The 18559-nt window shown below is 70.2% G+C and carries 20 protein-coding genes and 1 pseudogene; 12 read left to right on the forward strand and 9 right to left on the reverse strand.

Annotated elements, in window-relative coordinates:
• Window positions 1-83: 83 nt before the first annotated feature.
• The 4 genes from ABZ079_RS29470 to ABZ079_RS29485 form a co-directional block, all read right to left on the reverse strand.
• Entirely contained in the window at window positions 84-734 is a 651-nt protein-coding gene (locus tag ABZ079_RS29470) for a hypothetical protein (protein WP_356942468.1), read from the reverse strand.
• Window positions 731-1111 carry a hypothetical protein gene (locus ABZ079_RS29475; protein ID WP_356942469.1) on the reverse strand — a complete coding sequence of 127 codons (381 nt, stop codon included), beginning with the start codon at window positions 1109-1111 and terminating at the stop codon, window positions 731-733. The genes ABZ079_RS29470 and ABZ079_RS29475 overlap by 4 nt, the downstream gene beginning before the upstream one ends.
• Before the next feature lie 50 nt (window positions 1112-1161).
• On the reverse strand, window positions 1162-2505 hold the full coding sequence (locus ABZ079_RS29480) for a CHAT domain-containing protein (protein WP_356942470.1): 1344 nt from the start codon (window positions 2503-2505) through the stop codon (window positions 1162-1164).
• A 171-nt stretch (window positions 2506-2676) separates the two neighbouring features.
• Window positions 2677-3243, reverse strand: coding sequence for a Ku protein (locus ABZ079_RS29485; protein ID WP_356942532.1), 567 nt, complete (start codon window positions 3241-3243; stop codon window positions 2677-2679).
• Between ABZ079_RS29485 and ABZ079_RS29490 the strand changes: the two genes are divergently transcribed.
• Together ABZ079_RS29490 and ABZ079_RS29495 are read left to right on the forward strand one after the other, a co-directional pair.
• Entirely contained in the window at window positions 3217-3462 is a 246-nt protein-coding gene (locus ABZ079_RS29490) for a hypothetical protein (RefSeq protein ID WP_356942537.1), read from the forward strand. The genes ABZ079_RS29485 and ABZ079_RS29490 overlap by 27 nt on opposite strands.
• A gap of 38 nt (window positions 3463-3500) precedes the next feature.
• Complete coding sequence (locus ABZ079_RS29495; protein ID WP_356942533.1) at window positions 3501-4043, forward strand: GNAT family N-acetyltransferase; 543 nt, start codon at window positions 3501-3503, stop codon at window positions 4041-4043.
• A 210-nt stretch (window positions 4044-4253) separates the two neighbouring features.
• Here the strand turns inward: ABZ079_RS29495 and ABZ079_RS29500 are convergent, their stop codons facing one another.
• Window positions 4254-5525 carry an MFS transporter gene (locus ABZ079_RS29500; RefSeq protein ID WP_356942471.1) on the reverse strand — a complete coding sequence of 424 codons (1272 nt, stop codon included), beginning with the start codon at window positions 5523-5525 and terminating at the stop codon, window positions 4254-4256.
• 269 nt (window positions 5526-5794) lie between these two features.
• A complete protein-coding gene (locus ABZ079_RS29505; RefSeq protein WP_356942472.1) occupies window positions 5795-6418 on the reverse strand; it encodes a TetR family transcriptional regulator in 624 nt (207 codons plus the stop codon).
• 218 nt (window positions 6419-6636) lie between these two features.
• On the opposite strand from ABZ079_RS29505, the gene ABZ079_RS29510 reads away from it, so the two are divergent.
• Both ABZ079_RS29510 and ABZ079_RS29515 read left to right on the forward strand, forming a co-directional pair.
• Window positions 6637-8829 carry an MMPL family transporter gene (locus ABZ079_RS29510; RefSeq protein WP_356942473.1) on the forward strand — a complete coding sequence of 731 codons (2193 nt, stop codon included), beginning with the start codon at window positions 6637-6639 and terminating at the stop codon, window positions 8827-8829.
• A 36-nt stretch (window positions 8830-8865) separates the two neighbouring features.
• Entirely contained in the window at window positions 8866-9588 is a 723-nt protein-coding gene (locus ABZ079_RS29515; RefSeq protein ID WP_356942474.1) for an LmeA family phospholipid-binding protein, read from the forward strand.
• A 215-nt stretch (window positions 9589-9803) separates the two neighbouring features.
• Here the strand turns inward: ABZ079_RS29515 and ABZ079_RS29520 are convergent.
• Window positions 9804-9935 (reverse strand): annotated as a pseudogene (locus tag ABZ079_RS29520) (LD-carboxypeptidase); the annotation flags it as partial.
• 401 nt (window positions 9936-10336) lie between these two features.
• On the opposite strand from ABZ079_RS29520, the gene ABZ079_RS29525 reads away from it, so the two are divergent.
• From ABZ079_RS29525 to ABZ079_RS29535, 3 genes are read left to right on the forward strand one after another with little or no spacing between them, the layout of a single operon-like run.
• A complete protein-coding gene (locus ABZ079_RS29525; protein WP_356942475.1) occupies window positions 10337-11089 on the forward strand; it encodes an ABC transporter ATP-binding protein in 753 nt (250 codons plus the stop codon).
• A gap of 5 nt (window positions 11090-11094) precedes the next feature.
• Window positions 11095-12465: an FtsX-like permease family protein gene (locus ABZ079_RS29530; RefSeq protein WP_356942534.1), complete on the forward strand. Its 1371-nt coding sequence runs from the start codon at window positions 11095-11097 to the stop codon at window positions 12463-12465.
• The gene (locus ABZ079_RS29535) at window positions 12452-13753 is read left to right on the forward strand and encodes a sensor domain-containing protein (RefSeq protein ID WP_356942476.1); all 1302 of its coding nucleotides are present in this window, start codon (window positions 12452-12454) and stop codon (window positions 13751-13753) included. The genes ABZ079_RS29530 and ABZ079_RS29535 overlap by 14 nt, the downstream gene beginning before the upstream one ends.
• Before the next feature lie 4 nt (window positions 13754-13757).
• Here ABZ079_RS29535 and ABZ079_RS29540 read toward each other — a convergent pair whose 3' ends face one another.
• Window positions 13758-14423 (reverse strand): response regulator transcription factor, encoded by a 666-nt coding sequence (locus ABZ079_RS29540; protein WP_356942535.1) that lies wholly within the window; start codon window positions 14421-14423, stop codon window positions 13758-13760.
• Window positions 14424-15295: 872 nt separating this feature from the next.
• Here ABZ079_RS29540 and ABZ079_RS29545 point away from each other — a divergent pair.
• The 4 genes from ABZ079_RS29545 to ABZ079_RS29560 are packed head-to-tail and all read left to right on the forward strand — an operon-like array spanning window position 15296 to window position 16275.
• A complete protein-coding gene (locus ABZ079_RS29545; protein ID WP_356942477.1) occupies window positions 15296-15430 on the forward strand; it encodes a hypothetical protein in 135 nt (44 codons plus the stop codon).
• A gap of 7 nt (window positions 15431-15437) precedes the next feature.
• Window positions 15438-15728, forward strand: coding sequence for a barstar family protein (locus ABZ079_RS29550; RefSeq protein ID WP_356942478.1), 291 nt, complete (start codon window positions 15438-15440; stop codon window positions 15726-15728).
• A gap of 60 nt (window positions 15729-15788) precedes the next feature.
• Entirely contained in the window at window positions 15789-16148 is a 360-nt protein-coding gene (locus ABZ079_RS29555) for a hypothetical protein (protein WP_356942538.1), read from the forward strand.
• Window positions 16066-16275 (forward strand): transposase, encoded by a 210-nt coding sequence (locus ABZ079_RS29560; protein WP_356942479.1) that lies wholly within the window; start codon window positions 16066-16068, stop codon window positions 16273-16275. Before ABZ079_RS29555 ends, ABZ079_RS29560 begins: the two co-directional genes overlap by 83 nt.
• 249 nt (window positions 16276-16524) lie before the next feature.
• Here the strand turns inward: ABZ079_RS29560 and ABZ079_RS29565 are convergent, their stop codons facing one another.
• Entirely contained in the window at window positions 16525-16959 is a 435-nt protein-coding gene (locus ABZ079_RS29565; protein ID WP_356942480.1) for a hypothetical protein, read from the reverse strand.
• A 202-nt stretch (window positions 16960-17161) separates the two neighbouring features.
• Between ABZ079_RS29565 and ABZ079_RS29570 the strand changes: the two genes are divergently transcribed.
• On the forward strand, window positions 17162-18007 hold the full coding sequence (locus ABZ079_RS29570; protein ID WP_356942481.1) for a patatin-like phospholipase family protein: 846 nt from the start codon (window positions 17162-17164) through the stop codon (window positions 18005-18007).
• The last annotated feature ends 552 nt before the right edge of the window (window positions 18008-18559 follow it).

Here is an 18559-nt window from a genome sequence, read left to right on the forward strand (position 1 = left end):
CCTGCGGCATACCGCTCCGCCCGGCGCCCCGGGCCGGGCGGTTGGGCCTGTCGGGGTCGAAACACGCTTACGCGCACGCCGCTTCACGGCGACGCCTCGGGGGTGCAGGAGTCGACGGCACGGATGCCGGTCGAACGGCTCAGGTCGAGCGTGACCTCGCCGCTGTCGGTCCTCAGGGTCAGCAGACCCGAGGCCATCCGGATCACCTCACCGCAGCGGGTGCCCGCGGGGGTGAGGATCTCCACGGATGGCTCCTCCTTCGCGGCGGGCCCGTACCAGGTCGTACCCACGGCCGCGACCAGCAGCGCGGTGCAGGAGAGCGCCAGCACGACGCCCCTGGACAAGGCGCTGGCGGCGCGCAGGGCCTCCGCATGGTCGGCTCCCAGCGCCGATCCCCCGCCGTGAGCCCGGTACTCCTTGATCGCGGTCGCTGCCGGACGGCCGTGCGCGGCGCGCAGCAACAACACGGCCGCCGTCGTGCCCGCCAGGAGGGCAACCAGGAGCAGGAGGCCGACGACCGCGTCGTACGGTGAGGCCAACTGGCCGACGTCCGTGCGCCCCTTCAGCAGTCCGAAGCCGATCAGACCCGCCAGCAGGGCTCCGACGCCGTTCCGCCAGGCGAGCGCTGCCGCCCGCACGCGCGGCAAGGAGTCCTTGACCAGCTGATAGTCGTGCCGGGCGGACACCTGGTGGGCGCGGTTGGCCGACGGGCCCGGGGTCACCCGGAGTGTCATGGCCGCTCCTCCCGCAGGATGACGTTCCAGTAGGCGCCGCAGCCGTCCAGACCGTCCGGCCGCCCGGGGTGGGGTACGGCGCATGTGCAGACCATGGGCACCACCGTCTCCGCAGTCGCTGCCGGCGGCGCCGGATGGGGCCGCCGGCGCAGCCAGGAGCGGACGACACTGTCGACGTGGGGGAAACTCATCGGATCGCCGCAGCGCGGGCACGGCCCCTTCAGCACCACCCCGCCCCGGGTGGGAACGGCCTGGAAGGAGGCCGCCTGTTCGGCGAACGACGGGTGGGTGATCTCCTCGTAGGGCTCCGGACCCACCCCGGTCTCGTGTGCGACCGGGGCCGTGCCGGGCCGCGGCTCTGGCAGTGCAGGGGACATGCGGGGTTTCTCCCGTGTTCGGCAGGACGGTGATCCGTGTGTACGGCGGCCTACGGTCCGATGTGGGTGAAGGGAGTCCAGAGTCGGGGCTGATCGGGCATTTCCCGTCGCAGGGCCCGTACGGCCCGGTGGAGCGCGGGTGCGGCGGCCTCGGGGCGCAGGTGTCCGTCGACGGCCATGTACCGGTACACCGCGTCGAAGACGCGTGCCGCTGTCCTGTCGTCCACGGACCACAGGGCCGCGACCACGTGCCGGTAGCCGGTGTAGTGCAGCGCGGACGCCAGTGTGATGGCCTCGTCCAGCAGGTTCACTCCGCCGACGGCGGTCTTGCAGGCGGACAGGCCGGCGAAGTCCCCGCGGAACTGTCGCGCCGCGAGGTCGGCGACGGTGAGCACCCCGTCGTGCAGCAGCAGGCCTCCGCGGGACGGTTCGGCGAGGTCCTGGTCGCCGTGGCAGCTGAAGTGCACCCAGCGGTGCCTCGCGAGTTCCGCCTCGACGGCTCCCCGGGTGGCCCCGGGCCCCTCCAGGAGGGTGTGACGCCCGGCGGGGAAGAGCTCCGTGAGCGTGTCGCGCTCGGTTCCGGCGTTGCGCAACCACGGCTGGCCCGGCGCGTCGCCCACGGAGACGACGAGCATGCGTTCCACCTCTGGCGCGCCCGCGTCGCCCATACCGGCGTGACCGCCCGCGCCTCCTCCGGCGCGCGCCTCCGTGAGCACGCGCAGGGTAGGCGTGTACGAGGAGACGACGCGGTCGAGGACAGTACGGGGTGCCGTCTCGTCGCGGGCGGCGTCGTAGTACCCGGCCGTATGGAGGGGCAGCAGGGTGAGGGGCCCCGTGGGACACCACCACAGCCGGGGCCAGGGCCCGTCGGCCGAGGCAGGCGCCCGGTGGAGACCCAGTTCGTCGAGAACCGGCGCGGCGACGCTGTCCCAGAGCCGGCGCTGGAGCGTTCCGAGCATGTCGTCCGTACGGTGCTCCGCCGTCATCAGGGCACCGGCTGCGCGCTGCTGGGCGCGGATCGCGGAGGGTTTGGGGTCGGCCCTCACCGTGTCGTGCGCCAACTGGTGCTCGGACCTCGCCTGTTCAGCGGCGTGGAGGGTCTCCAGATAGGTGTTGGCCCACTCGGTCGCCCGGTCCAGCGTCAGATCGGGCAGCGCGCGGCTGCGCACGCCCTCCTCGGTCACGATCAACGCGTCACACCGCCATCGGCTCACGTTGACGACGACAACCGGGCCGCCGCTCGCGGCAGGCAACAGCGAGTCGAGGCGCGGCGGCCGCAGGAAGTCCTCGAACCCCCCGAGTGCCCGTACCCGGTCGACCAGGTCATCCCACTCGCGGGCCAGAGCCATGCGCCGGTCCACCGGCCCGTCCGGACTCGCCTCGGTATCCGTCACGCCGTCCCCTCCCCCGCTCCCGCAACTGCCCGGCACCGCCTGCGGCCCTCTCACCGCCGCCGACGGCCGGTTGGTGCCCGGCCGTCACCGGGCGGCCGCGCGCAGAGGCATGCTCCGCCGTGCCACGTCATGGCTCTCCCCCGATATTCCATACGCACTCAGGTCATGTCATCACAAGACACGCCCTGTACGGCCCGGTTCGGACAGACTGCGACGATGAGCGGCTTCGGCCACGTCGTTCACCCGGCGGCCGCCGGACCGGAGCAGTGACGCCGGAGGCGATGCAGGCCCACCTTCGCCCAGGCACTGCCGAATGGCGGCAGCGAGCCCGCCCGGCCACCTTGAGGCGACAAGGCGCTTCCACAGCACGCACTGCCGCTCAGGCTGTGCGCGTCGACGGTCCCCCGACGCCCCCTGCGGCCATTCGCGAGGTATCAACAGATTCTCGTCACGCCCAGCCGCCATTGCAGTCCCACACCCGGAGGAACGACCAGCCAAGGCTGCGGTCACTGTCCGGCCACGCATCATGCAGCCCAGCACCTCTTCCTGTGCGCGCAGCGCGACGAGGTACTGCTTGCCGCGCACCACGAAGGTGGCGATGCCGGTCTTGTTCTCCTTCTCCAGCGCGGCCCGCAGCAGTTCATGGACCTTCGTGTACTCCTCCCCCTTCGGGGCGAGGTAGTCGCTCGGCCCGCTGCATTCCTCCGCCCGGTGCTGCTTCTCCTCTGCGGCGGTCAGCTCGCCTTCCCGGTCGTGGAGCTCTTGCTCGGCTTCCGTGGCCTGCTGCCGGGTCCGCTGAAGGCGCTCTTGCTGGTGATGGCCCGCCGCAGCCTGTCCGATCCCGGCGAGCTTGCCTACTACCTCGCCTGCGCACCCGCCGGTATCGAGTTGGCCAGCTGGTCCGGATCGCCGGCTCCCGCTGGGCGATCTAGGGCGTGTATCGAAAGTGCCTGGTGAGGATGACGGAGGGCCCATTTGTGATCAAGAATGATTGGATGGTCATTCTTGAGACTCCCCGTTTGATCCTGCGTCGCTGGCGCGAGGAAGACGTTGCGCCCATGGCTGCCGTCAATGCCGACCCCGAGGTCATGCGGTGGATCCGTGACGGCGGCGTCCTTGACGAACAGCAGACTCGCGGCCGGATCCAGGCGTGGGAGAGTGAGTGGGAGTCACAGGGCTTCGGCCTGTTCGCCGTGGAGATCCGATCCACTGGCGAGCTGGCCGGGTTCACCGGCCTTTCGGTACCCAACTACTTGCCGGAGGTACTGCCGGCGGTTGAGGTCGGCTGGCGGCTGGGACGTTCCCACTGGGGGCAGGGCTTGGCCACCGAGGCCGCTGCGGCCGCTGTACGGTTCGGGTTCGAAGAGCGAGAACTGGAGCGGATCGTCAGCATCGCTCAAGTGGGCAACGACGCCTCCGAACGGATCATGACGAAACTGGCGATGCATCCGGTCCGTGAGACCGTCAATCCCGCCGGTGGTCGGCGAGTACGGGTGTTCGAGTTGTCGTCGGACCAGTACGTCACAACCACTCGTTGATGCGGATGTGCTCCGATCATGTCCTGTCCCAGCCCTTGAGCGAGGAGTGGATCGGGCGGTGCACGGAGCGGCCGTGCCGGGAGAGTGAAGCGGCGGACTTTCGAAGAAGGCCCGCTGGACTTTTTGGGGAGCTCCGTCGTCGACTGGGAGCGACATGTCAACGAGCCACGCCTCTGCCATCGGGCAGGGCGTTGCTCGAGATGGTCTGTTTCAGGATGCCTTCTGGTCAGCGGGCTTCTCGATCCCGGCGGTCACCCGTGCCCCTCGGAAGAGCACCGGGAGCCACAGGAGACATGCCAGCAGGGGGACCGCGGCATAGGTGGCCATGCCCACACTGGAGCCCAACCCGTCCATGAGCGCGCCGACGACGAGATAGCCGATGCCGATGAGCGCCGACTCCACGAATGCGATCATCGACAGCAGGCTCGCCCGGTGGCGCGACGGCACTGCCTCGTTGAACACGTTGTCCACGATCACGGCGGTGATCTCGGGAATTCCGACCAGGACCAGGAACGCGGCGATGGTGACCCAGACAAGGCCGAGGCCGCTCAGGCCGAGCGCCACGGCGAGCGTCAGGAGAGACACCGGGACGATGACCCGATACCCGATGCGCCGGTCCGCGCGGTCCGACAGCAATGGAGTGAGCCCGCCGACGAAGAATCCCGCGGATATGACCACGCCGACCAATGCGGTGCCCGCTCCCTGATCGGAGAGGGTCTTCTGCGTAAAAATGATGTACGGCGTCAAAGTCGCATGCATCAAAGCGGACACCACGACAAGCGTCACGAGCGCCGGTGTGGCGACCCGAAGCATCGCCCGCCATGCTGTGGCGTCGCCGTGCTCCATTTCGGCTCCGTCCTGCTCGTCCACCGCGTCCGCGCCGCGGATCTCGGGCACCCGTGACATCAGCACCACCACGGCCAGGACGAGGCACGACGCCGAACCGACGTAGACGACTCCCCAGGAAATCCGCTGCAGTTGGCCGCCGCAGACGATGGCGGCTCCCGAGGCGACCGTCCCGAGCATGGTGAACCGGGACTTGATCTTGACGTAGCTGGCCGTTGCACCACGACGCACGAGCAGGTCGTACAGCAGGGCGGTGTCCGAACCGGACACACATGCCATGCCCACGCCCTGCCCGATGAACAGCGCCAGGAACACCCAGTAGTTGGAGAACGCCACCTGACCGAGCAGACATCCAGCTATCAGCACCTGGCCGATCACGATGCTGGCACGCCTGCCGATTCGGTCAGCGATGACCCCCGTCGGCAACTCCGCAAGTCCGCTGACCAGATAGAGCAGTGTCTGAAGGAGGGCCACTTGCCCGGCGGAGAAGCCTCGCTCATAAAGGAAGAGGACGAATACGCCGCGCTGGAACAGCGTGTTGGCGAGCACGGCGTAGACGTAGAACGGGCGCGTGACGCTTCGTGCTGCATCGTCGACTGCGGCCGAGCCGCCAAGGGCCTCCGTAGTGCCGGTCATGCTGCGGGCTCCCCCTGGTGACTTATGAGCCGGGCAGTATACGCAGCGACGGCCCGCCGCAGCGCGGGGGCGCCCTGGTGGCCTGCGGCTGACGGTGAGTCAGCCGACGGCGAGCGGGTGGGAAGCCCTGCTGAGGCCGAGACCGAAGTCGCGTGAGCACCCGCTGACACCGCGGCGGCGGGCGCTGCGGTGGTGGGGCTGGCGTACTGCCGTGCCGTGCCAGCGCCGTTCGCGCTGCGGCCACCGGCTCCTCGCCCGCTCGCCCGCTGTCAGGGCTGTGCGGGAGAGCCGATCCCGCGCAGGATCCCGAAGGCCCGCAGCAGGGGCGCCGGACCCGTGTCCGTGAGGCCGGAGGCCCGGCGCGCCCTGCGGGTGCGAAGTACGGCGCGGACCGCGGACAGAGCGGCGCACGCGATCACCGCGGCCGTGAGGTCGGCGTCCGGCGTGTCCGGCGGCAGTCTGCGCTGGACCAGGACGGTGAGCCGCTCCTCGAAGTCGGAGAACGCCTGGACTAGCCGGGCCGTGACGACGTTCTCGATGCCCTGGATCGGATGGCTGAGGGCGGTCAGGGTGGAGGCGGCGAACGGCTCGGCCGCCTCCAGCAGGGCGTTGCACACCGCGTGCAGGGGCTCCTCGTCCGCCGGACGCCGGGCCAGGGCGTCCTCGACGTAGGCGAAGATTTCGACGCCGTCCGGCAGTAGCAGGGCCTCCTTGCTGTCGAAGTAGCGGAAGAAGGTGCGCACGGAGACGTTCGCGTATGCGGCGATGTCCGCGACGGTGGTGGCCTCGAAGCCGCGTTCTTTGAACAGGCGCGCGGCCCCCTCCAGCAGGCGGCGCCGCGTCTCCTCCTTCTTGCGTTCGCGCAGTCCGGCTGGGGCGATCTCACTGGGCATGGTCCGAGCCTCCCGTCACGGCGTCACCGCTGTCAAAGTCAGTCGCCAGACATACCGCCCTCCCTGGCTGCCACCCTTGCCGCCCTCACGGCCGCCATGCCCCGGGAGCGCCTGCGGCTTCTCAGGATCGCAGCAGTAATGTCACTGATGACAATTGTCATTCATGCCACTTTCTCCTAGGGTTCGTGTCACTCGTGACACTTTCCTAGGAGGCCACGGTGGCCCGCCCTCTGCAGCACCCACCCGCACCGAACGGGGCTCGTCCGGCGACAGACTTCGCCGCGGTCCGCCGCGGACCCGGTCGCCTCGGCGGCTTCTGCGCCCGGCATCCGGCAGCGGTGATCGCCGCCTGGCTGCTGGTTCTCGTCGGCGCCATGGCAGGCCGGCATCTCGCTGCGCCGACCTTCAGCGACCAGGTCAGCCTGCCCGGCACCGCCTCCCACACGGGCGCAGATCTTCTTGCCACCTCGATGCCCGAGGCGGGCAGGCCGGGGGGCAAGGTCGTGTTCCACACCAGCTCCGGCGGCGTGGCCGACCAGCGGCCGGCCCTCGAGCGGACTCTGGGAGAGTTGGACGATCTGCCGCACGTCACTGCCGTCTCCGCGCTTGTCACCAGCGCCGACGGACGCACCGCGTACACCGCAATCTCCTTCGACGAGCAGTTGAAGAACCTCGGCCACGACTACACCCGGCGACTGGACAAGGCGACCGGCCCCGCCCGGGCGGCGGGACTCGGCGTCGCCTACGGCGGCGATCTGGATCAGGTGGCCCGTGCACCGGCCGACGACAAGCTGAGCGAGGGCGTAGGCGTCGTCACCGCCCTCGTCATCCTGCTGCTGGCCTTCGGCAGCGTCCTCGCCGCGCTGCTCCCGCTGATCACCGCGCTGATCGGCGTCGGGGTCGGCCTCGGCGTCGTGGGCATCGTCGCCGCCACCCTCTCCTTCGCGACCTCGGCCACCACCCTCGCCGGCATGATCGGCCTGGGCGTCGGCATCGACTACGCCCTCTTCCTGACGACGCGCTTCCGCCAGGACCTCATCAACGGGCGCGACCCGGCCGACGCCGCGGCCCGCACCGCGCACACCAGCGGACGCGCCGTCCTCGTCGCCGCTCTGACCGTGGCCGTCGCCATGCTCAGCCTCTACGCCTGCGGACTGACCTTCATCGGCAAGATCGGCCTCGCGGCCACCCTCGCCGTCGTCGTCACCGCCGCTGCCGCGCTCACCCTCGTACCGGCGGCCCTGGGACTGGTGGGCAGGCACATCGACCGGTTCCGGGTGCGCCGCCCGGTCGCCGAAGGCACGGCAACCGGCGACGGCCGGAACCACTACGCGGACCTCGTCGCACGGCGCCCCTGGACATTCCTCGCCGTCGGCGTCGCCATCCTCGGCGTGTGCTCGCTACCCCTATTGTCGATGCGCCTCGGCCACGTCGACGCTGGTGCCGACCGGCCCGGCAGCAGCACCCGAACCGCCTACGACTGGATCGCGCACGCCGACGGGCAGGGCTTCGGAGCGGGGGCGAACGGCCCGATCATCACCGTTGTCGACGTGAGCAGCGCGAAGTCGCCTGTCGACCGGATCAGGGGCGACGTGACCACGGCTCTGAGAACCACCCACGGCGTGGCCGCCTTCACCCCCGTGAAGGCGAGCGCAGACGGGAGGATTCTCGTCACCACCATCACCCCGACCACCGGCCCTCAGGACGCCGCCACCAGCGACCTGCTCGACGCCCTCTCCGGGCAGACACTGCCGAAGGCCCTGCACGGCACGGGTGCCCATGCCTATCTCACCGGCACCGTGGCCGGCCACGCCGACTTCCGGGACACGATCGGCGCACGGCTGCCCATCGTCATCGGCATCGTCCTGGTCCTCGCCTTCCTGCTGCTCATGACGGTCTTCCGCAGCCTGGTGATCCCACTCAAGGCGGTCGTGCTCAACCTGTGCACCACGGCCGCGTCCTACGGCGTGCTCGTCGCGGTCTTCCAGTGGGGCTGGGGCGACTCGCTGCTGGGGCTCTCGGAACCGGTGCCCATCGAGTCGTACGTGCCGATGATGATGTTCGCGATCGTCTTCGGACTGTCCATGGATTACGAGATCTTCCTGCTGTCCCGGATCGCCGAGGCCTGGCACCGCACCGGCGACAACCGGCTCGCCGTCGAGGAGGGGCTGTCGGCGACGGCGCGCGTGATCTCCGCTGCCGCGTTCATCATGACCGCGGTGTTCCTGTCCTTCACCGCCTCACCCACCGTGGTCGTGAAGATGCTCGCCCTGGGGCTGGCCATCAGCGTGATCGTCGACGCCACGGTGGTCCGCCTGATTCTGGTGCCGGCCGCCATGTTCCTCATCGGGCGGGCCAATTGGTGGCTACCCCGCCGGGTCGACCGGGTCCTCCCGCGCCTGCACGCCTGACCAGCGAAACACCGACCCATCCGGAGCAATGACCCCGTGAGACCGAACCCCCGCCGAAAGACCCGCTTCATCCTGGCCACCACCGCCGCGACCCTGGCCCTGCTCACCAGCGCGACCGACCTCCTGGCCGAGCACCGCGCGCAAGAACGGATCGCCGCCCGGGCCGCACGCAGGCTGAAGCCGGACGGCCCGGTGAACGCCGACCTCACCACCCCCCTCGCGGGCCTGCGCACCCTGGCGGGGGAGGTCGGAGACGTCGAGGTGAGCGCGGAAGGTGTACACCGTCAGCACGCCGTACTGGATTTGACCATCCGTCTGAAAGACGTGACCACCAACGGCCGCAGCGCCGGCGGCACCGCAACGGCCACCGTGGGCTACGACCAGGTGACCCGACGCCTGGGCGCGATGGGCAACGGCATGACCGCCAGCGGCCAGGCCGGTGACCTGATCATCGAAGGGAGCATCGGCCGCCTGGGCCTGCCGGTCGCCGTGCGGGCAACCTTGTCCACAACCCGGCACGCGTTCACCATCACACCCACCACAGTGAGCATCCTCGGCCGAAGCGTGGCCGTCCACGACCTCACCGAACTGCCCGCCACCTCCACACTCCGCGACGAGCTGACTCCCAGGACCGTGGCCATCACCACACTCCCCCACGGCGTCACGCTCACATCGGCGCACACCGCCCGTGACGGCCTCGTCCTCGACTTCTCCATCGCCGCCGGACTAACACCGGACACAGGAGGCAGAACCACCTGACCGTCCCAGCAGCGACCGTCCCCCGGACGCCCACCGCTGACAGCCAACGGCAAGCTCGGCCAATGAAACGGCTCCATCAGTGCGCACCCAGGAGGAGATGCGGGGCTCCGTCACACTGCGCCCGACGGCCGAGGCCCGCACCCTTCGGGGTGCGGGCCTCGGCCGTCGGCGAGTCGAGGAGGCCGCAGACCACGGCTCACCCTCGCGGGGTTCGACGCCGCCAGCGCACGTAGCACCGCGCCGCGCTGCTCAGCGGCGTAGCGCCGTATGTGCTCTTCGTTGTTCGGCCGCTGAAAGGACCATGCTTTGGCACGGCCCATCAACAGGGCTGGGAAGCGCGCCAGCACCGCGCTCTCAGTTGCGCACTAGCCGGAAGCCCGCCACAGGCCCAGCACTCACCCGCTGATCGACGCTGAGGTAGCCGGGCCGCTTGACCACACCCGTACTCCAAACTGATCAGTCCCGGCCAGCCCACCACCCACTGATCAGAAACATAGGTTCTGGACAGAAACAGCTGGCTGCCCTCGTCAGGCACTGGACGTAGTTCCGCCCCCTCATGCCCCCCACCCTCCCAGCCGCCCGCCTTGCCCGCCGGCCCATGGCATGCACGGCAGCGGGACGTACGCCTCGCAACACACGGCCACACTCGACTCGACAGCCGCTGCCAACGGCAGGGTTCGGTTTCCCGAACCCCGAATCGGGTGCGAGCACGATCGATTCCGGGGCCCCGTCCGTTGAGGATCAGGGCATGGCTGAGATGACGACGAATTTCGGGATGGGAGCCGCCGCCCGGGGGGAGGACCTGCACCGAGGGTATGGGCGTGGCACTGCCGCTGTGCGGGCGTTGCGTGGGGTGTCGGTGGCCCTCGCACCTGGGACGTTCACGGCGGTGATGGGGCCGTCCGGCTCCGGCAAGACCACCTTGCTGCACTGCCTCGCGGGAATGGACCGGCCCACTCGGGGCTCCGTCTGGTGGGGCGGTACCGAGGTCTCCCGGCTGCCCGAGCGACGGTTGGCGGAGCTGCGGCGCAGCCGAATAGGGTTCGTGTTCCAGGCCTGCAACCTGATGCCGGCGATGACGGTCGCACAAAACGTCGAGCTTCCCGGCCGACTGGCCGGGAAACGGCCTGACCGGGGCCAAGTGCTGGACGCGCTCGCCCGGGTGGGGCTGGCCGGGCGTGAGCGGCACCGGCCCGGGCAGCTGTCCGGTGGGCAACAACAGCGAGTGGCGATCGCCCGGGCGCTGGTCTCCCGCCCGCAAGTGCTTTTCGCCGACGAGCCAACCGGTGCGCTCGACCGGGCCACCGGCCACGAGATCCTCGCCCTGCTGCGCGCCGGTGTAGACCGGGACGGCCAGACCTGCGTGATGGTGACCCACGATCCGATTGCCGCCGGGTACGCGGACCGGGTGCTGCTCCTCGCAGACGGCATGGTGGTAGACGAACTCGACCGGCCGACCGCCGCCGAGATCGGTGAACGCCTGACTCGGCTGGGAGAGTGAGCACCGTGGTTTTGATCGCCCTCGGGCAGATGCGCCGGCGTCCGGCCGCCTTCGTCGGCCTGGCGGTCTCTCTCTTCCTCGCCATCGCCACCGTGACGCTGTTCGGTTCGCTGTTCGCTGCCGATACCACGACCTCTGCCGCCACCCGAAAAGCGGCCGCTGGACCCGGGCTGATGGTGATCGCCGCCGCCTTCGGTGAGATCGCCGTACTGGTCGCGTTCTTCTCGGTGGTCAACGCTCTGGGCTTCGCCCTGCGCCAGCAGCACCGTGAACTCGCCCTGCTGCGCACCATCGCGGCGACGCCCCGCCAAGCACGGCGGCTGGCCGGCGGCCAGGTCATCGCGACTACGTTGCTCGTGACCGCGCCCGGTTGGGTGGTCGGCGCGGCGGCGGCCCGTCGCTTCCTCACCGAACTGCAGCAGCTGGGGATGGCCGCCCCGGGCGTGCGGGTACCGGGGACGCCGACACCCATGCTGGTCGCGCTGGCCGCCACGCTCATCGTGGGACTGGCAGCCGCCACGGTCGCAGCCCGACGAATCTCCCGGGTCGCACCCGCAGCTGCCCTGACCGCGAGCTCGACCGAGCACGGGCGGACAGGCGCACCACGCCTGCTCGCCGGAACGGGCGCGCTGGTGGGCGGTGGGCTGCTCCTGCGGCTGGCGGCGACGCGGCCCGCCGAGCAGCCGGACAAGGCTGGGCAGGCCGCCTTGCTCGGTTCGCTGGTACTGCTGATCGCAGTAGCCCTGGTGGGGCCGCTGGCGGTGCGCGTCCTGGCGGCCGGGCTGGGCGCACCCCTACGGGCTCTGGCACCCGGTACGGGGTGGCTGGCCGACGCCAATTTGCGCGGATACGCGCGGCGGCTGTCGTCCGCCGTGGTACCGGTAGCGATGCTCGTGGGACTGTCGGGCACCATGGTGATCATGACAAGCAGCGCGGAGGACACCGCACATCCGACGGCGAGCAGTGTCACCTCTGCCGCGGATGTCTGGCTGCGTCAGGCAGAGTTGGGGCTGCTGGTCTGCTTCGCCGCCGTCTCCACCATCAACACTCTGGTCGCCGCGACCGCCGATCGGCGCCGCGAGTTCGCGCTGCTGCGGCTGACCGGCGCTACCCGGGCGCAGCTGCTGCGCATGCTGACGGTGGAGGCGATGCTGACCGCGGCGGTGGGTGTCCTGCTCGGTGCGGCGGTCGCGGGCGCTGCGTCGGCGGCGTTCTGCACAGCGGTGACCGGCTCGCCGGTACCGTCCGTCCCGGTGGCCGCTTGCTGGTGGATCGTCGCGGGTGCGGTGATGCTGACCGTCCCGAGCATCCTGGCCGCGGGCCTGCGAGCGGTTCATGGTCCGGCGGCGGAGCTGGTGGCCGGTGACCGGGACTGAAAGCAGCGGTGGACTGGTTACCGAGGAGCCGGCCAGGAAGCAAAGCCGGGCGTTGGGGATGGCTGAGCTGCGACGGTACCTGTCCGTGCGGGGCGGCGAATGGGCCTTCGCCGTCCTCGGAATGCCGCTCGCCGTGTTCGGCGGCCTCTACGCACTCGCGGTCCTGTATGCGGGGGCGCTTCTTTCGCTCACCGTGCTCGGTCTGCCGTTCGTGGTCGGCGCGCTGCTGGGAGCGCGTGGTTTGGGTGCGCTGCACCGGCGGCTGGTCGGCCGGTTGCTCGGCGAGTGTGTCGGGGCGCCGGCCCGGCTGGCTCTTCCGGCCGGCTTGATCGCCCGGGGCCGTGTCGTGCTGACCGATCCGGTTGCCTGGAAGGCGCTGCTCTATCTGGCGCTGCGGTTGCCTCTCGGCGTGCTCGGGTTCGCTACCGCCGTCGCGTTTCCCCTCGGCTGCGGGTGGCTGATTGGCTTTCCGCTCTGGGCCCGCTTGCTGCACTCTGGCCCGCGGCCGGCCAGCTGGCCGGATGTCACCTCCACTGTGCTGGGCTTGGTTCTGCTGTCCGTGGTTCCCAGCGCGATTCGGGTGCTGAGCGGAGCGAACCGACGACTCGCCCGGCTGCTGCTGGGCCCGGCCCGTGCCCAGCAGCGCGTCCGGGAGCTGGAGACCGCACGTGCGACCCTGCTCGCGGACAATAGCGACCGGCTCCGTCGACTGGAGCGTGATTTGCACGATGGCACCCAGGCCCGGCTGGTCGCCCTGGCCATCACGCTCTCGCTGGCCGAGGACGCACTCTCTCCCACGGCCACCGACCCGGACCTCAGGCGGTTGCGCACCCTGGTGGACCGAGCCCGCGCCCAGACCGACGAGACCGTCGTCGAACTGCGGCGACTTACCCAAGGCATTCACCCGGTGGCGTTGGACGGCGGCCTCGGCGAGGCACTGCCGGGCCTCACCGCCACCTCGCCGGTGCCGGTCGCCCTCCGCCTGGACCTGCCGGAGCGCCCGGACCACGTGGTCGAACGGGCCCTCTACTTCTGCGCCGCCGAACTCCTCACCAATATCGCCAAGCACAGCGATGCCCGCTCGGCCGAACTCACAGTGCACGTGGCCGATGGACGCATCCGCCTGATCATGCGCGACGACGGCTGCGGTGGCGCGGCGCTCGGCGCCGGCACCGGCCTGACCGGTCTGGCCGAGCGGCTCGCCGCTGTGGACGGCTTCCTGACGGTCGACAGCCCGCCCGGCGGCCCCACGGTGGTCACAGCCGAACTGCCGACGAGTCTGAGCTGAGGCCTCAGCCTGCGCTCTCCGCCAGGTAGGTCAGAACGGCCTTCACCCTCCTGTTGTCGGTGTGTGTCGCCCGCAGGCCGAACTTGGTGAAGACGGCGGCGACGTGTTTCTCCACCGCTCGCTCCGATACCACCAGCAGCGCGGCGATGGAGCGGTTGGAGTGCCCTTGTGCCATCAGCTCCAGCACCTCACGCTCGCGCGGGGTCAGAATGTCCACCCGACTGCGCTGTGCACCTCGCATCATCCGGGTAACCACTTCCGGGTCGAGCGCCGTGCCCCCTTCAGCAACGCGGTGCAGCGCGTCCACGAAATCGGCAGTTCGGGCGACGCGTTCCTTCAGCAGGTATCCGATGCCTGCCGCCCCGCCAGCCAGCAGTCGTGAGGCCCAGGCGGTCTCGACATGCTGGGAGAAGACCAGGATGCCGACCCCGGGTGTCCTCGCACGGATTTCGGCGGCGGCGCGAATGCCCTCATCGGTGTGTGTAGGCGGCATCCGGATGTCCACCACGGCTACGTCAGGCCGCTGCTCCGCCACTCCAGCGAGCAACTCGGGAGCCGTCCCAGCGGTGGCCACCACCTCGCATCCGCGGGCACCGAGCAACTCCACCATGCCGTCACGGAGAATGACGGAGTCTTCAGCCAGTACCACGCGCAGTCGTCTATCGATCATGACTTCATTGTCGGGCTCGGCTGACAGCCGTCGCTGCCAGCTGCCGCGATGGCCTACTGGTTCCCGGCAAGCCGCGAGGCCCGACCAGCACACCGCCGCAGAATTCACGGCGATGCCCAGGACGCCGCGCGCGACACCGAAAGCGAGCACCGCCGTGGACAGCGAGAGCAGCCTGGGGCACTGGCCCAGGACGAGTCTCCCGGCCAAGTCGACCGCTCCGCAGATCGACGGGGGCCGGAGCGGTTCAGGTCCGGGCGGGCCGCGCACCGGTTTGCCGGGTGGTGATCATGCAATCAGAACCCAGCTCCAGCCGGCGCAGCCCCGACCACTGACCGGGTCGAGAAACCGACGACAGCCAAGGTATCCCCGCGAGGTGGGCAGCTGCCGATCCACGGGTCGCCGTCGCCCACCAGCCTCAACGCAGATCGTCACACGGTCGGTGGTGCGCAGCCCGACTGCCTCGCGCCGTCCTCGGGGACCCTGGCGCGGCAGCGCGGGTCCGCGGCTCAGAGTCTCACCGGGGGCCGCGTCCGGCACTGGCGCCCTGGGGGTCGTTGAGGAGGGTGATGCGGGCGCTGATGCGTTTACCGGCTGAGCTCCCGGTGGGCTTCGCCAAGCATGCTCGGATGCTTCACGGCGTTCAGCAGTCAGGGCCCGCGCCGAGTGGCGCGGCCCCTTTGTCATGTCCGGCGGGTGCGCCGGCCCCGTCCGGGAGTCGGGGACTTTGCGAGGATCCTCCGAAAGGCGGGGTGTCGGTTGGGGACAGGTCCGGGCGGCTCCGGTGCCGGCGAGCCAGGTGGCGCCAGCGCCCGCCACTGTCGCGGGTGATATCGACACCGACCTCCACGACCAGTTCCGGCGCCACGAGAGTGATGTGCAGGATCTCGCGCGAGCCCCACCCGGCGGAGTCCTCTGGCGGGGGGCGCAGCGGGCAGCTGTCGAAGATCACCGACGCCAAGGGCAACATCACCACCTACGCCTACAACTGGCTCGGCGAACGGAAGTAGCAGGAACATGGAGCTCGTGGTAGAAGGTCGCGCAATCTCTTCCGAGCGCGACTTTCATGCGGCACTCGACTCGGCACTGGATTTCGGTCCGTACTACGGATGGAACCTGGACGCTCTGTGGGATCGCCTGACGACCGATGTTGCTCGCCCGGTGGAGCTCGTATGGCGGGATTCCGATGCCAGTCGGGCGGCCATGGGGGATCTGGCCTACTCTCGCCTTCACCAGCTGCTCCTGAAGGTCGAGCAGTGGGACGCCGAGTCCGGTTCCTCTGACCGGTCTACGGTCCGGTTCGAGTAACGGATCACTTCTTCCCGCGCAGTAAGCGCAGTAGGCCCGCCACTCAGGTGGCGGGCCTACTTGTTTGCCCTCACGCAGGAAGTCGGCGTTCAGCAACCGTCGCAAGGGCAAAAGCAGTCGCAGCCGTCACAGCCGCAGTCACATCCCCCGCAGCCACCGCTGGGGCAGCAGTCGCAGTACTGGCAGCAGCCGTTGCGCTTCTTCCGCGACCAGCTGGTCGGCACCGATGCCCCTGACGCCATCGGCCAGGTCGTCGTGGGCATCGACGGGGTCTTGGTGCTGGCCCACCCCGACAAGCAGGGCGCGACCGCGACCTGGAAGCGGACCTGCGGGCACCATGTGGGCCCGGCTGGAGCCGTTGTTACCAACCGGCAGGAAGTCGGGCCGGCCGCGGAAGGGGATCCGGCGGAAGCTGATTGACGGCATACGGTGGCGAACACGCACTGGGGCGCCGTGGCGGGCGGGACGTGCAGGAACGGTACGGGCGGGTGTACGACCTTTTCCGTCGCTGGCAGCGCCACGGCACTTGGAAGAGCGTCCTCGCTGAGCTGCAAACCAGGTCGACGCAAGGCGTCTGATTCGATGGGACACTACCGTCGACCCCACCATGTCCCGGGCCCACCAGCACGCCGCCGGGGCGCGAAGGAGGAGCGAGGCGCAGGTCGAGCCCCCGGCGGTGTCGACACCGAGCCGGACGACCACGGGCCGGGCCGCTCGCGTGGCGACCTGACCACCACGCTGCACCTGGCTGTCGAGCAGGGCCAGAAGCCGATGGCTGGGGCGCGCCGCCGAGACGTCAGGGCGCCTGCAGAAGGGCGGCGAACTGCTCCAGGGCGGCATCGGTGCGCTCGCGTTCGCCAGTGGTGGTGAGGTCGAACAGCAGGCCTCGCATTACGGCCATGACGAGGGTGGGGGTGGCGGCGTCGTCGTTCCCAGTGGCGATGTCGGCGAAGACGGTGCGCAGTGGGCCGAACCAGTCGGTGACAGCCCCTGCCTGGTCCGGGTAGCGCTCGGGATGGGCCAGCAGGTCGGCGTGAACTTCGAACAACAGTCGTACGAACGGGGCGCGTTCGGGCGCACTCAGCCACGTCCAGATCCCGCGCAGCCGCTCCTGGACGGTGGCGCCGCTCGGCGGCAGGCCGTGCGCGAGGCGCTCAGCGCCGCGCCGGCGCGCCTCGGTGAGAACTGCGGCCACCAACTCCTGCTTGCTGCCGAAGTCGTAAAGCAGCATTCGCGGGCTGGTACCCAGTGCCGTGGCCAGCGGACGAAGACTCAATCCGGCCAGCCCCTCCGCGAGGACGTAGTCGGTGGCTTGTGCCACAACGCGGTCACGCCGGCCGGAATCGGGAGGTCGTCCCACAGTGCACCGTCCTCTCGTGCGATAGCGCTGTGCAAGTATATGACACGGGCGTTTCAATAACGGACGGGGAGCCATGGACACCGACGGCATGCACGACCTCGACCGGGTACTGGTCCTGGGGCCCGGCGGGCGTCTTGGCACCGCATGGACGGCCGGGCTGACGGCGGGCCTACGCAGCTTCGGGGTTGACCTAGGTGAGGCCGACCTCATCGTGGGCACCTCAGCCGGGGCGATCGTCGGCGCAGTCATCGCCACCGGGCAGGACCCCGCCCGCCTCGCCACCGTCCGGCGCTTCGCCAACGCCTCGTCCGCGCCGCACCGCCCCGACCCGGCAGTGACGGGCGCGGTGTTCGCCGTCCTCAGCGACCCGGGCCTGGACCCTGCCGATGCCCGTCGCCGGGTGGGCCGCATCGCCCTGGAAACGGTCGACGCGGAGGCGGAGAACCAACTGCTCGCCCAGCGCGCCGCACTGATCGCCGCCGACAGCTGGCCGCGACGCCCGCTGCTGATCCCGGCCGTTGACGCCGAGAGCGGCGAGCCGATCGTGTGGGACGCCACCGCGGGCGTCCCACTGGTTCGCGCGGTCGCCGCGTCCAGCGCCTTCCCTGGGATTGAGCCCCCTGTCGCCGTCGACGGCCGCCGCTACCTGGACGGCGCCTTGCGAGCCGGCACCAACACCGACCTGGCGGGCGATGCCCGCTCGGTGGTGGTGGTCGACCCGCTCGCCCACCGCCACCCACACCCCACGGCCGACGGTGCCCACATCCTGGCCCCCGATCCGGCCGTGGTGCGCCTCCTGGACGCCGAGCAGAGCGACCCTGAAGCGTGGAAGGCGGCCTACCAGGCGGGTGAGGACCAAGCCGGCGCGGCAGCTGAGGGACTACGCGCGCACTGGCGGCCTGCCTCGGCCCACGGCTGAAAGGTTCCGAGCCGCTCTTCGCTCAATCCCTTTGAGCCTCGCCTCCGCGGTGAACGCGAGGCACTGCGGGTGTCGCTTGCCACCCGTCACGGCGCCGTCCTCGCCTCCACCGCCGCGATCAACCAGCTCAAAGCCCTGATCGTCTCTGCGCCGGACGAGCTCCGCGCCGAGCTGCGGAAGCTCAAGCGCCCCACCCGGATCGCCTACTGCGCTCAGCTCCGTGACCGTCCGACCCAGGACCTGGAGCACCGGATGACGGTGCGAGCCATGCGTTCCATTCTGCCCGTCGCGAAGGCGGACCCCACCCGGCGTGGGCGGGCGATGCGCTCGGTGGAGCGGGTCGACGTGGGCCGGCCGGAGGCTGCGGAGCGACTCGGAGCGGTACAGCGTCCCGGTCGAGGTCGACGAGCGCTACGGGCGGGTGCGGGCCTGGGGCCAACAGCGCGGACCGGAGCTTCCGACCCACGCGACTGCGGCGTTCGCTGTCCGAGCGCTGGAGCAACTCGGTTTCGGCGGACTGAAGGAAGTCGAATCAGGTAGGCGGAGTGGTCC

Origin of the sequence: Streptomyces sp. NPDC006314 (genome assembly GCF_040613075.1) — a bacterium.
Taxonomy (GTDB): Bacteria; Actinomycetota; Actinomycetes; order Streptomycetales; family Streptomycetaceae; genus Streptomyces.

Coding starts and splice junctions, on each gene's coding strand:
- ABZ079_RS29470 (WP_356942468.1), bottom strand. CDS start 734: ATGACACTCCGGGTGACCCCGGGCCCGTCGGCCAACCGCGCCCACCAG.
- ABZ079_RS29475 (WP_356942469.1), bottom strand. CDS start 1,111: ATGTCCCCTGCACTGCCAGAGCCGCGGCCCGGCACGGCCCCGGTCGCA.
- ABZ079_RS29495 (WP_356942533.1), top strand. CDS start 3,501: ATGGTCATTCTTGAGACTCCCCGTTTGATCCTGCGTCGCTGGCGCGAG.
- ABZ079_RS29500 (WP_356942471.1), bottom strand. CDS start 5,525: ATGACCGGCACTACGGAGGCCCTTGGCGGCTCGGCCGCAGTCGACGAT.
- ABZ079_RS29505 (WP_356942472.1), bottom strand. CDS start 6,418: ATGCCCAGTGAGATCGCCCCAGCCGGACTGCGCGAACGCAAGAAGGAG.
- ABZ079_RS29525 (WP_356942475.1), top strand. CDS start 10,337: ATGGCTGAGATGACGACGAATTTCGGGATGGGAGCCGCCGCCCGGGGG.
- ABZ079_RS29540 (WP_356942535.1), bottom strand. CDS start 14,423: ATGATCGATAGACGACTGCGCGTGGTACTGGCTGAAGACTCCGTCATT.
- ABZ079_RS29545 (WP_356942477.1), top strand. CDS start 15,296: ATGTGCAGGATCTCGCGCGAGCCCCACCCGGCGGAGTCCTCTGGCGGG.
- ABZ079_RS29550 (WP_356942478.1), top strand. CDS start 15,438: ATGGAGCTCGTGGTAGAAGGTCGCGCAATCTCTTCCGAGCGCGACTTT.
- ABZ079_RS29560 (WP_356942479.1), top strand. CDS start 16,066: ATGTGGGCCCGGCTGGAGCCGTTGTTACCAACCGGCAGGAAGTCGGGC.
- ABZ079_RS29565 (WP_356942480.1), bottom strand. CDS start 16,959: ATGCTGCTTTACGACTTCGGCAGCAAGCAGGAGTTGGTGGCCGCAGTT.
- ABZ079_RS29570 (WP_356942481.1), top strand. CDS start 17,162: ATGGACACCGACGGCATGCACGACCTCGACCGGGTACTGGTCCTGGGG.